The organism is Casimicrobium huifangae (genome assembly GCF_009746125.1).
GTDB lineage: Bacteria > Pseudomonadota > Gammaproteobacteria > Burkholderiales > Casimicrobiaceae > Casimicrobium > Casimicrobium huifangae.
In genome coordinates, this window is sequence record NZ_CP041352.1 from 4,235,540 (window position 1) to 4,248,254 (window position 12,715).

Below are 12,715 nucleotides of genomic sequence, written 5' to 3' on the forward strand. Positions count from 1 at the left end.
CGCTTACTGCTTGTCTGGATGCACCGCACGCCAGTGCCGCGCGATGTCGATGCGGCGCGCCACCCAGACGCGGTCGTGTTTTTCGACGTGATCAAGAAACTTTTGCAAGCCCTTGAGTCGTGCCGGCTTGCCAAGCAGCCGGCAGTGCATGCCCACGCTCATCATCTTGGGCCGGTCCTCGCCCTCGGCGTACAGCACGTCGAAGGTGTCGATCAGGTACTGCGCAAAATCCTGCCCGTTGGCGAAACCTGCGGCCGACGAGAATTTCATGTCGTTGGCGTCGAGCGTATAGGGCACGATGAGCTGCCGTTTGACGGCTCCATCGGCCATCGCGACTGGCAGGTAGAACGGCAGGTCATCGCCATAGTGATCGCTGTCGTATTCAAAGCCACCGTGCTCAAGCACGAGGCGTTTGGTATTCGGACTGTCACGACCGGTGTACCAGCCAAACGGCCATTGCCCACCGGTCAGTTCACGAATGACGCGCGTGGCCTCGGCAATCTGGCGGCGTTCTTCACTTTCCGCCATGTGCTGGTGATGAATCCAGCGCAGGCCGTGCGAGGCAATTTCGTGGCCGAGTTCGCAGAACGCGGCCGTCGCTTCGCGATGCCGCTGCAGTGCCGCCGCTACGCCGAAGACGGTCAATGGCAGATTGCGCGTTGCAAATTCACGCAGGATGCGCCACAGGCCGGCGCGAGAACCGTACTCGTACATCGACTCCATCGACAGATGGCGCGCCTCGAAGGCGGCAGCACCATTGATTTCCGACAGGAAGGTCTCGGACGCCGCGTCGCCGTGCAGAACACAGTTTTCCGCCCCCTCTTCGTAGTTCAGCACGAAGTTGATGGCGATCCGCGCGCGGTTGGGCCATTGCGCAAGGGGTGGCGTGCGGCCGTAGCCAACGAGGTCGCGGGGGTAGTCGGGAGTCCAGCTCATGATGTTTGGGGCATGCAAGTCGCGCAGTCTAGCGAGCGAGATGCCTCGCCCCTAGCGGTCGCGGGTTATGGGGGCTATTGTGCCGCGCCGCCCAGGGCCGTCGCATTGTGCGGGTTCTTGGCATACTTGCCGCGTCAAGTCACGCCGTCAGCATCATGCCCAAATTCTCCGCCAACCTCTCCTTCCTGTTTCAGGAGCTGCCGTTCATGGAGCGTCTCGAGGCCGCCGCCCGCGCCGGTTTTCGGGCAGTGGAATACATGGCGCCCTACCCCTATGATGCCCGCGAGATCGCTGCGGTTCTAAAGACCAATGGGCTGACGCAGGCGCTCTTCAACCTGCCGGCGGGTGACTGGGACCAAGGTGAACGGGGGCTCGCGTGTCTGCCGGGCCGAGAGGCTGAATTCCGCGATGGCGTTGCCAGGGCCATTGAATATGCGCATGCACTGGGCTGCGAACGGGTGAACTGCCTTGCCGGACGGCGCCCCGACACTGTTGACCCCGCCACAGCGCGACGCACGATGGTGGCCAATCTGCGCCACGCTGCCGCCGAGTGCAAGCGCGAGGGCATCCGGCTGGTGACGGAGCCGATCAACCACTTTGACATCCCCGGCTACTTTGTCAATCGCACGGCTGAAGCGTTGTCGATCATGGACGAAGTTGGTTCGGACAATCTGTTTTTGCAGTACGACGTCTATCACGCCCAGCGCATGGAGGGCGAACTGGGCGCCACACTGAGCGCGCAAATCGGACGCATCGGCCATATCCAGATCGCCGACAACCCCGGCCGTCACGAGCCCGGCACCGGTGAAATCAACTATGACTGGGTACTCCGGCACATTGACGCACTTGGCTATGACGGCTGGGTGGGATGCGAATACCGGCCGCAGACCAATACCGAGGCCGGTCTCGGCTGGATGTCCCGCTATCGCTAGCTCTGCGTGTTGGCTCTCGTCCACCATAGGCCTCATAGACCACCGCTTATAGCCAAGGCCTGGAGCTGACTCTAGACTCCTGCGTCTTGGCTTGCTCGCGTCCCCTTCGCCATCGGTCTTCACCGGCGCGACGGGGCATGGGCACGGCCAGGCTGGCGATTGGCGGAGGAGCGCTGATCGCCGCGCGGCACCGGAAGCGGAATGGCATGATTGTTGCGCCACGCGCATGCCTCTGGTTGCCATTGAACGTCATCGCAAGGAGGGAAACGATGTCCGATTCCGCTGTCCACCCGGTGGATGAAAAGCTGCCACTGCCCCGACTCGGTGCGCTTGGCCTGCAACACGTGCTGGTGATGTATGCCGGCGCGGTCGCGGTGCCGCTGATCGTCGGGCGTGCGCTCAAGCTCACGCCAGAGCAGGTCACCATGCTGATTCAGGCAGATCTGTTTTGTTGCGGCATCGTCACGCTGATTCAGTCGCTGGGTGCGACGCAGTGGCTTGGCGTCCGCCTGCCGGTCATGATGGGGGTCACTTTCGCGTCCGTTGCGCCGATGGTGGCGATGGCGGGCAGCAATCCGGGGCTTGCGGGCGCGGGCGCGATCTTTGGCGCCATTATTGGTGCGGGCGTAATCAGCATGTTGATCGCACCGATCGTCAGTCGCATGCTGCGCTTTTTTCCACCGGTCGTGACGGGAACGATCATCGCCGTGATCGGCATTAGCCTGATGCGAATCGGCATCAACTGGATTTTCGGCAATCCGGTCGGGCCAACCGCGCCGTCAATGGTCAACCCCGATCACGCCAAGTGGCTGGCCGATGTGACTGCGGCAGCCTCCGCCCCCGGCTCCGCGCTGCCGGCGCTGCCAAAAGGCGTGACACTGGCGCCGAGCGTGCCCAACCCGAAATATGCAGAGCTTGCGGGCGTGGGGATCGCGGCGCTGGTGCTGGTATCGATCCTGCTGATTGCGCGCTTCGCCAGGGGCTTTGTCTCGAACATTGCGGTGTTGATCGGCATCGTCATTGGCGGCGTGGTCGCCACGATCACCGGCAAGATGAATTTCGACAAGGTCGTCAAAGCGCCGCTCTTCGACATGGTGCTGCCATTTGAGATCGCCACGCCCACCTTTGACCCAATCCTGATCCTGACCATGACGCTGGTGATGATTGTGGTGATGATCGAATCCACCGGCATGTTCCTGGCACTTGGCGAAATGACCGGCCGCAAGGTGGACCAGAAGGCGCTGGCTGCCGGGCTGCGCACCGATGGCTTGGGCACGCTGATTGGTGGCATCTTCAACACCTTCCCCTACACCAGCTTTTCGCAGAACGTTGGTCTTGTTGCGGTGACCGGTGTGCGCTCGCGCTTCGTCTGCGTGGCGGGCGGCATCATTCTGGTGCTGCTGGGTTTGCTGCCGAAGCTCGCCGCATTGGTGGAGTCGCTGCCGACGGTGGTGCTGGGTGGCGCCGGGCTGGTGATGTTCGGCATGGTGGCCGCCACCGGTATACGCATCCTTGCCAACGTGGACTTCAAGAACAGCCGCTACGACGCCTTCATCGTGGCAGTGTCGATTGGTATCGGCATGATTCCGCTGGTGGCGCCGAATTTCAAGCAGTGGATGCCGCACGACATTCATCCGCTGATCGAATCCGGCATCCTGCTGTCGTCACTGGCAGCTGTGCTGCTCAACCTGTTCTTCAATGGTGCGCGTGGCGATGACAGCGCAGCGGTTGAGGCAGCCAAGCAGGCGGATTCTCACTAAGCGCGCCCGTCTTGTTGGAGCGGGCTCGCCCGCGAATGCCGCTTTGGCTATCGCGGGCAGACGCGCTCCCACAACGCCACAAGGATTAAGCTTCGCTCATGCCCACGCTGCAACAAATCAACCAGTTCTCGCCCGCTGATTTCTCCGCCGCGTTCGGTGCGGTCTATGAGCATTCGTCATGGATCGCCGAGCGCGCCTTTGCCTCGAAGCCGGTCGCTGGCTTCGCGTCGCGAGCAGCCGTCCACGCGGCGCTGGTTGCAACCGTGCAATCGGCGTCTGCGGCAGAGAAACTGGCGCTGCTCAACGCCCACCCGGAACTGGCGGGCAAGGAGGCGGCCGCCGGCACGCTCACCAGTGAGTCAACACGGGAACAGGCGGCCGCCGGGCTCTCGGCAATGACCGCAGAAGACGTGACGCAACTGCGCGAACTCAATGCGCGATACCGCGAGAAGTTTGGTTTTCCTTTCATCATCGCGGCGCGCAACAACACGCAGGGCGCGATCTTCGGCGCCATCAAGTCGCGGTTGCTGAACACTCGCGACATGGAGTTCAACAACAACCTGATGCAGGTCGGCGAGATCGCCCGCCTGCGTCTGCTCGACATCATCACCGAATAGCGATGGGCAAGCTCTCAACACACATCCTCGACACCGTGCACGGTGGCCCGGCGGCCAATGTGCTCATTGAGCTTTACTCGATGGAGCCGTCGCCGAAGCTGCTGGTCACCGTGCGCACCAATGCCGATGGCCGTACTGACGCACCGCTGCTGAAAGATGCGGACGTGAAGCGCGGTCGCTACCGGCTGGTGTTTCACGTTGGCGAGCACTTCCGCAGCAAAGGCGTGCCGTTGCCCGACCCGCCATTCGTTGACGTGGTGCCGATTGACTTCGGCATCGCCGAAGATGGTGGCAGCTATCACGTACCGCTGGTGTGTTCGCCGTGGACCTATTCGACCTATCGGGGAAGTTAGTGCGCATGCTCGCACAGGACGAATGACCAATGACGAGTGACGAGTCCCGCATGTCTCGTCACTCGTCATTCGTCACCCGTCATTGCGAAGCACTATGGAAAATTACATCGGCGACTGGCTGAACCTGCTGCTGCGCTGGCTGCACGTGATCACCGGCATCGCGTGGATCGGCTCATCGTTCTACTTTGTCTGGCTGGACAACAGCCTGGTCAGGCCTGCGGCGCAGGATCTCAAGGACAAGGGCGTTGACGGCGAGCTGTGGGCCGTGCACGGCGGCGGCTTTTACAACCCGCAGAAGTACATGGTCGCGCCGAAACAGTTGCCCGAGCACCTGCACTGGTTCTACTGGGAGAGCTACTGGACGTGGATGAGCGGTTTTGCGCTGTTCGTCGTGCTCTACCTGTTCAACGCGCAGACTTTCCTGATCGACAAGAATGTCTTCGCGTGGGATTCATCGGCGGCGGCGATTGTCGCCTCGCTCGTCTATCTGGTGATGGGCTGGGTGGTCTACGACGGCATCTGCCGCGCGTTTGGCCAGCGCAAGAACGGTGATCTGATCGTCGGCGTACTGGTGTTCGTTTACGTGATTGCAGCCACCTTCATCGCCTGTCATCTGTTTGCCGGCCGCGCCGCGTTCCTGCTCACCGGTGCGATGCTGGCGACTGCAATGAGCGCGAATGTGCTAATGGTGATCATTCCGGGCCAGAAGAAGACGGTCGCGGCGATGAAGGCCGGGCAGAAGCCCGACCCGATGCACCCGATGCGCGCCAAGCAGCGCAGCGTGCACAACACCTATTTCACGCTGCCGGTTCTGTTCGCGATGCTTTCGAACCATTACAGCATGACCTATAGCGCGCCAAACAACTGGCTGGTGCTGGCGCTCATCATGCTGGCCGGTGCGCTGATCCGGCAATTCTTCGTGCTCAAGCACAAGGGCAAGCGCGACTACAAGTTCTTCGCGATGGGTGCAGCGTTGCTGGCAGCGGTCGCCATCTGGATCGCTCCGTCACCGCGGTCATCGACGAGCGGCGAGGCGGCAACGCCAAAGTTCGCCGAGGTCAAGGTGATTGTCGAGCAGCGTTGCCAGATGTGTCATAACGCGCAGGTATTCTCAAAGAACATTCAGCTTCACACCCCCGAACTGATCATCAAGAACGCCCAGGCGATGTACCAGCAGGCGGTGGTTGCGCGGGTGATGCCGATGGCCAACTCAACCCAGATGACGGACAGTGAGCGCGACAAGCTTGGTGCCTGGGTCAAGGCAGGCGCGAAACCGGAGTGAGTTGCGCTTTCGGTTGGCAACAGCTTTTCTCTGAAAGCCTTATCGAATTTGGGCTCAATGGCGGGATTGACTAAATTTCGACTTTTCGTGTTTTATGGCTCTTAGCCCAATCGGGACGGGCTTTTATGCTGAAAGCTGCTGCTCGTTCTGGTTGCATCCGCACCTGTCGTCGCCACTCGCAGATGCGGGATAATTGCTGCGGAAGCCGGCTGGGCAGTCGCTGGTCACGCAAGTGACGGGAGGAAGGTCCGGGCTCCATAGAGCAGGGTAACGGCTAACGGCCGTCCGCCGAAAACCGCAAGGCATAAGGCGAGGACCAGGGCCACAGAGACGAGCGTATTCAGTTACGGTGAAACGCGGCAACCTCTACCCGGAGCAATACCAAATAGGCATGCGCCGTGAGCGAGCAATCGCTCACCCAAGGCGGCTCGTCGGAGCGTGCGGGTAGGTAGCTTGAGCCCACCGGCAACGGTGGGCCTAGAGGAATGACTGCTGCGGCGAACCGGGTCACACCGGCCGCCGACAGAACCCGGCCTACAGGCCGGCTTCCATCTTCAGCCCAGGCCGGCCTTGTTACGCCGGTTTGCCGGCGTACTTCGCGATCAGCGCCAGCAACTGGTCGTCCTGATACGGCTTGCCAAGGTACTCGTTGACGCCCAGCTCCATCGCGTGGCTGCGATGCTTTTCCGCAGTGCGCGACGTGATCATGATGATCGGGATGTCGCTCTGCCGGTTGTCCGCCTTGAGCGTCTTGGTGAACTCGAAACCATCCATGCGTGGCATTTCGATGTCGAGCAGGATCACATCCGGATTGTTGTCGGCAAGCACCTGCAGCGCGTCGAGACCGTCCTTCGCCGTCAGCGCGCGATAGCCCTCACGCTCGAGCAGGCGGGTGGTGATCTTGCGCACCGTCAGCGAGTCGTCGACCACCAGCACCATCGGAACTCGCGGTTCCGCCGGGGCGACCACAGGCGGTGGCACATACACCGGTGCGACGGGCGCTGCCGCTGCCGCGACAGGTACTGCCGCAACGGGTTCCGCCTCTACCACAGGCGTTTGCTGCACGACCGGTGCTGGCGCCGGCACAGCCACATGATCGGCTGTGGCAGGTGATTCGAGCGCCGGCACTGGGGCTGCCACTGCCGGAATTTCCGCGGCAACGGGAGCCACAACCTCCGCCACGATCGGCGCCAGTGATGGTGCCGCAGTAGTGACTGCGGGCACCGCCACCGGCTGCGGACGGCGTGCAGCCTCGGTTTCCTGGCTGAGCACCAGATTGATCGGGTTCAGCAGCAGCGTAATGGTGCCGTCCGCGAGCACGGTCAGCCCCGCAAGACCCGGCACACGAGCCATCTGCGGCCCATAGGGCTTGGCGACCACTTCCTGGTTGCCGATGATGCGATCAACCTCAACCGCAGCCATCAAATCGCCGGAACGCAGCACCATGACAGGCGCCGTGCGCTGGTCGGAAGTGTCGTGGGGCACACGGGTCAGGGCGCCGAGTGACCGGTAAGTAACCGCCTGACCCGCATGTTGCAAGACACCACTGCTCGCTGCAGCGATGCGCTCGCGCGTCGGAATCTGCCGCACCTGATCAATGATGGACGACGGGATACCAAATACCGCCTTGCCAACGCCGACCAGCAACACCTGCGTGACCGCCAGCGTCAGCGGCACCGACAGTGTGAAGGTCGTCCCGACGCCAGTCACCGTATGCGCCTCGACGCGACCGCCGAGTGCGGTGACCTCGTTGCGCACCACGTCCATGCCAACGCCACGTCCTGCGACGGCGGTCACGACATCTGCAGTCGAGAACCCGGGCTGGAAGATGAACTCCAGCAGCTGCGACTCCGCAACAGCATCGTCGGCACCAATCAGGCCGTGAGCAACAGCCCGGTCGCGCACCTTGTCAAGCGGGATGCCGCCACCATCATCGGCGAGCGAGATGGCGACTTCATTGCCCTGCTGACGTACGGTCAGCGTTATTTCGCCAATTTCCGGTTTGCCGCGACTTTGGCGGACCAGCTCGGGTTCGATGCCATGCGCCAGCGCGTTACGCACCAAGTGCTCCAGCACCGGCGTCAGGCGCTCCAGCACGCTACGGTCCACCTCGATTCGTCCGCCACGAATATCCAGGTTGGCGCGTTTCTTCAGGTCTTTCGCAGTCTGCCGCAGGGTGCGATAGAGTCGATCCGAAACGTTGGTGAATGGCACTGTACGCAGCGTTTGCAGGCGCAGCTGTACCGAACGTGACAAGCGGGTTTGTGTCGACAGCGCGTTTTCCGCGTCGGCAAGGTTCTTGAGCAAGCTCTGTTGCACGGTGGCAACGTCGTTCACACCTTCGGCGAGACCGCGGGTCAGCTCCTGGAATCGCGTGTAGCGATCGAACTCCAGCGGATCAAACTGCGACTCCTGATCGAGGCGCGACTGAATTTGCGACTCGCCCTGAATTTCGATTTCACGCAATTGCCCACGCAAACGGACCACCGATGCCGTGAGGTCGAGCAACCCACCCTTGAGATTGCGCATTTCGGCTTCGATACGCGACCGTGCAATCGAGATTTCGCCAGCCTCGTCAGACAGTTGCTCAACGGAGTCGCTGCGAACGCGCAGGAACGCGGTCGCATCCGGGGTAACCGGCGCTGCTGCCGGCGCCGCTGCCGCCGGGCGTGACGCCAATCGCTGGGCAATTTCCGCAACGGACGGTTTGGCGGCGACAGTCGTCGTCACTTCCGCAACGCTGTCGGTCGCCGCAGCCGCTTCGGTTGCGACAACCGGCTCGGCCACGTTGATCTCATCAACCGCTGCTACCGCCTCGTCAGCCTTGGGCTGGTAGCGTGGCAGGACAACGTCCTTCTCCCCACGTGTCAGGCGTTCAAGCAGGTAGGCGATATCGTCTAGATATTCGTCGAAACTATCGAATACAGATGCCGTCGGAACGCCGGAGACGTCAACCAGACGTGTCTCAAAATTGTGTGCGAGCTCACCAAGGCGCATCGCGCCAGCCATGCGGGCGCTACCCTTGAGTGTGTGCAGCGTGCGCTTGAGACCGTCGGAGAAGCTTCCGTCCTGCGGGCTGCGTCGCCAGCCGGTTACCTGTTCGCTCGCCTTCGGATAGAGCTCCTGCGCTTCCTCGAGGAATATCGGCAGGACCTGCTCGTCGATGTCGTCGCGAATCTCGGACAGCGGGTCTTCCACGACTTTGGGGGCCGCCCGTGCGGGTGCTGCCAGCCGCTGCTCGGGCGCAAGCTCGGTCACCGTCAGTGAAGGCGTTGCCACGCGGACGCTGACACCTGTCGGCGCCGCGGCCTGAACGTTCTCAGAAACTGTGACAACAACCGCCGGTGGTTCTGGCGACTCCAATGTGGGAGCAACGCTTGGCTGACTGAGCTCCGGGACCAAAGTCCGCTCGGGCGGTGTAACCGCCGACGGCGATGCAACGATCGGCGCTACCAGCGTGGCCGCAGTTACTGCTGCGGCCGCAGTGGCAACGGCGGGCAGAGCCAGTTCGATCGAGGCAGATGCCGGCTCCGGCACTTCAACCTCGGCGGGTAGTAGCGCATCGGGGCTGACTGCCGGAGAAGCGGCGACGGCTGCCTCGGTTGTACTGGCTGCAGGCGGCTCAGCGGCAAAATCCAGTGTGACCGTCGCGGGTACCGGCTCGGGCGCGAACGTAGCAAGCGCCTGCTCCTCCGCATGCGTCTGCTCAATCAATTCGACCTCGACGCCGAGGTCGCGACTACCGGTCTCCGCAATCAACGACTGCAACTGTGCACGCGTCCGGATCTGGTCGGCCAGCTCCTCCGGTGACAAGCGTGACTGCGCCTGCAGACGCAGGGTGGCCGTGCGCAGGCACTGAATCGCCGTCGCGAAGACGCCTACCGACTGCGATGTACGCCCGGCGCGGCGAACCGCCATCAGTGCCCCCTCGAGCAGCCCGGCGAAATCGCCGATCTCGAGAAATCCTGCGGTACGGTGAATGCCACACAAAGTGTGACTGGCGCGCACCATCGCATCACTGGGCGGCAGCGCGGTATCGAACTGCATCAGCGTCAGTTCGTACTCGAGCGTCTGCAGGTGGACGCGGGTTTCGTCTGTGAGTATTGCGAACAGGGCTCGGGAAACCGTTACGCCGAGCACCTGCAAATCATCATCCTGCCCGTCGAGAGGCAGGGAAACGCTACTGTGATCGATGGGTTCAACCGCCGGCTCAGGCTCTTCAAGTGCGGTGACCTCGATCAACGGCAGCAGAGAATCGTGCAGCGGCTCTTCGTGCGCAACAGGCGGTTTGGCCGTCATCAGCAACGCGTCGAGATCGACGTGTGTGGCAGCGGCCGCTACCTCCGGCAAGTGCTCCTGCGCCGCACTGACAGTCGGTTCGACAACACGCGAAACGTCCGGTGCCGCGGCAGCTGCCGGCGGCTTGTGCCCACATTGCGCAATCAATTCATCAAGCGCATCCACGTCTACGGTTACTGCACGCTTGTCCTGAAGTGCATCGATCCAGGCCGTGAATTTGTCCGCAGCGACACCGATCAGGCGCAGTTCGGCTTCCGTCGCCGGACGCTCCTCTTCCAGCGTGCCGTTCAGTACCCGCTCGACACGCCAGGCAACCTCTGCCAGATCGGTCTGACCAACCATCCGGCCACTACCCTTAAGCGTATGAAAGGCCCGCCGGATATCCACCAACACGTCACGACGACCATGATGGGCCTGCAGTTCAGCGTAGTTGGTGCGGACAGCGGCAGCAACCTCGGTCGCCTCTTCAACGAAGATGTCCAGCAGCGCACTGTCGCGCTCTTCCGGTTGCGACTCCACCAACCTCGACGTTTCTGCCGACGTCGGCGGCACCTCGGCACTGCCTCCCACTACCGCAGCAACGGCGGCAACAGCGGCGCTCAAATCTGCCGACTGCGCGTCATTGCTGTCAAGCAGGCGCAGGGCTTCGCTGGACGCGTGCGACAAGCCCGGGTCGGAGAGGAGTTCTGCGTCCTGACGCACTCCCTGCAGCGTGGAGCGCAGGGTTTCGCGCAGCGCCGACTGGTCAGGCTGATCGTTGATCGCCCGCGCCAGAGGACGCAACATGCGTTGACGTTCCGCCAGGGAGGCCTCAACACTGTCATCTTCTGCGGTGTCGGAGGCAGCAGCTCCCTCACCGAGAAAGCGACGCTTCAGACCAGCAAGAATCTCGTCGGCATCACGGTCGCGACGCTCGCGAACATCGATGTAGAAACTCAAACCGGCCAGCACGTCTGCCAGCGAATCAATGTCCTGCGAACTCAGTTCGGCTTCGTTGCGAACTGAATCAATCAACCGATCCGATGTCTTGGTGAGCAGCTCATTGGCATCGTTCCAGCCAAGCATGCGCATCGCGCCGGATACCTGACCCAGCAAGGCAGGCAAAGGCTTGAGTTCATCAGTCGCACTGCGGTCACGGAACACCGCATCCAGCGCCTGTTCGACGAGCCGCATGTTGGCGCGGATTTCCTTCGCAACTTGCGAAATCGTCTGCCGCTCCTGGGCAAGACGGGTAAGCGAGTTGTCTTCGTTCTCAGCACGCAGTTCGACCGGAATCGGGGCGTTTGTCGTAGCGTAGTGGAGCCGCTGCAGGGCACGATCAACCTGCGTCCGGAACGACGACGGCAACGCCGCAATGTGCTCGAGCGCCGTCTCGATCAGGATCAGGCTGGTCGCGAACTCAATGGAAAGGTCATCGCCGATTACCTTGCCCTCACCGACCGACATCGCAGCGTTGGCGATGCCGCGACCGAGACTTGAGAACTCCGGCATGTGCAGTGCGTCGCATGCGGCCGGCAATTCACCGGTGGCTTCGCGCAACTTCGTAAAGGCATTGCCGCGACCCGCGTTAAGGCTGGTCCAGGCATCCTTGCAACGACCAACGATGGCGCCGAGTGCATTGATTGCCGGTTGCAACGCAACCACATCAATCTCGCGCGGCACGCGCTTCGGCACCAGAACATCAAGTTCGTACAGATTCTTGACTTCGTCAACCAGCGGGTTGCCGTTGCGCGCACGGGCAACGTGATAGAGCACTTCACGGCGCAGGCGGTCCGCGACACGCGTGGACCCCTCGACAAAGCGACGCACCTGCAGGTCTATGCGGGCAAGCAGTTGCTTGAGCGCGGTGGATGGCTCCACCATGCCGGTCTGCGTTGCCACCACCAGCGCGTGGGCCGACCACCAGAACGAACGTTGCGACGGCAGAGGATAGGCCGCCTCGATATCCGAGATGACGCGGCGCATCTGGTCAAGGCCAGCCTCGCTGCCACGCAGCCACTGCAGCAAGCCCTGCTGGAAGTCACGACGCTGCCGAAGCAGAAATGCCGGCATCCGTGACGGTTCGGGCGGTGCAGCATCCTGAACGCGCGCCGGTCGCCGGGACAAGTCCGGGAAAAACAGGTCGGCGGGGCCGTACTTCGCGTTGCGCAGCTTGCCCAGCGCCAGATATTCGGGAATAAAGCGAAGCGGCACCGGCGGTGAACCGCTGGCCATTTCCTTCAGATGAGACAGAAGCCGCCGGCAGCCTCGATCGACAAGATCCAGCGCCTCTTTGGGCACGGACTCGACGTCGCTGCTGAAGTGGCGTTCAAATTCCTGCACCAAGACCGCCAGGCCTTCAATGCCGACCAGCTCGAAGGCGCCCGCGACCTGGTGCAAATCTGAACGTACGGCATTGCGCAACTCCGCCGAAGGGGCGGAGCGCAACTTTTCTATGCTCTCCAGGGCGCGGTAAAGCGCGCTATCGATCTCCGCCTTCACCCATGTGATGGGGCCACTGTCGAGTTCGAGCGGGATGTCAATTGCCACGGTTCGC

The 12,715-nt window shown here is 62.3% G+C and carries 7 protein-coding genes and 1 other RNA gene; 6 read left to right on the forward strand and 2 right to left on the reverse strand.

Features of this window, described 5'->3' with window-relative positions:
* Positions 1–3: 3 nt before the first annotated feature.
* A complete protein-coding gene (gene puuE, locus FKL89_RS19190; RefSeq protein ID WP_156864322.1) occupies positions 4–936 on the reverse strand; it encodes an allantoinase PuuE in 933 nt (310 codons plus the stop codon).
* A 155-nt stretch (positions 937–1,091) separates the two neighbouring features.
* Between puuE and hyi the strand changes: the two genes are divergently transcribed.
* The 6 genes from hyi (at position 1,092) to rnpB (ending at position 6,433) form a co-directional block, all read left to right on the forward strand.
* Complete coding sequence (gene hyi / locus FKL89_RS19195; protein WP_156864323.1) at positions 1,092–1,868, forward strand: hydroxypyruvate isomerase; 777 nt, start codon at positions 1,092–1,094, stop codon at positions 1,866–1,868.
* A 269-nt stretch (positions 1,869–2,137) separates the two neighbouring features.
* On the forward strand, positions 2,138–3,628 hold the full coding sequence (locus FKL89_RS19200; RefSeq protein ID WP_156864324.1) for a nucleobase:cation symporter-2 family protein: 1,491 nt from the start codon (positions 2,138–2,140) through the stop codon (positions 3,626–3,628).
* Positions 3,629–3,726: 98 nt separating this feature from the next.
* A complete protein-coding gene (uraD, locus tag FKL89_RS19205) occupies positions 3,727–4,245 on the forward strand; it encodes a 2-oxo-4-hydroxy-4-carboxy-5-ureidoimidazoline decarboxylase (RefSeq protein ID WP_156864325.1) in 519 nt (172 codons plus the stop codon).
* 2 nt (positions 4,246–4,247) lie between these two features.
* Positions 4,248–4,598: a hydroxyisourate hydrolase gene (gene uraH, locus FKL89_RS19210; protein WP_156864326.1), complete on the forward strand. Its 351-nt coding sequence runs from the start codon at positions 4,248–4,250 to the stop codon at positions 4,596–4,598.
* A gap of 94 nt (positions 4,599–4,692) precedes the next feature.
* A complete protein-coding gene (locus FKL89_RS19215; RefSeq protein WP_156864327.1) occupies positions 4,693–5,880 on the forward strand; it encodes a urate hydroxylase PuuD in 1,188 nt (395 codons plus the stop codon).
* 201 nt (positions 5,881–6,081) lie between these two features.
* An RNA gene (gene rnpB / locus FKL89_RS19220) (RNase P RNA component class A) lies at positions 6,082–6,433 on the forward strand.
* Positions 6,434–6,453: 20 nt separating this feature from the next.
* Here rnpB and FKL89_RS19225 read toward each other — a convergent pair.
* Positions 6,454–12,708, reverse strand: a complete 6,255-nt coding sequence (locus tag FKL89_RS19225) for a hybrid sensor histidine kinase/response regulator (protein WP_156864328.1) — start codon at positions 12,706–12,708, stop codon at positions 6,454–6,456.
* Positions 12,709–12,715 lie beyond the last annotated feature (7 nt).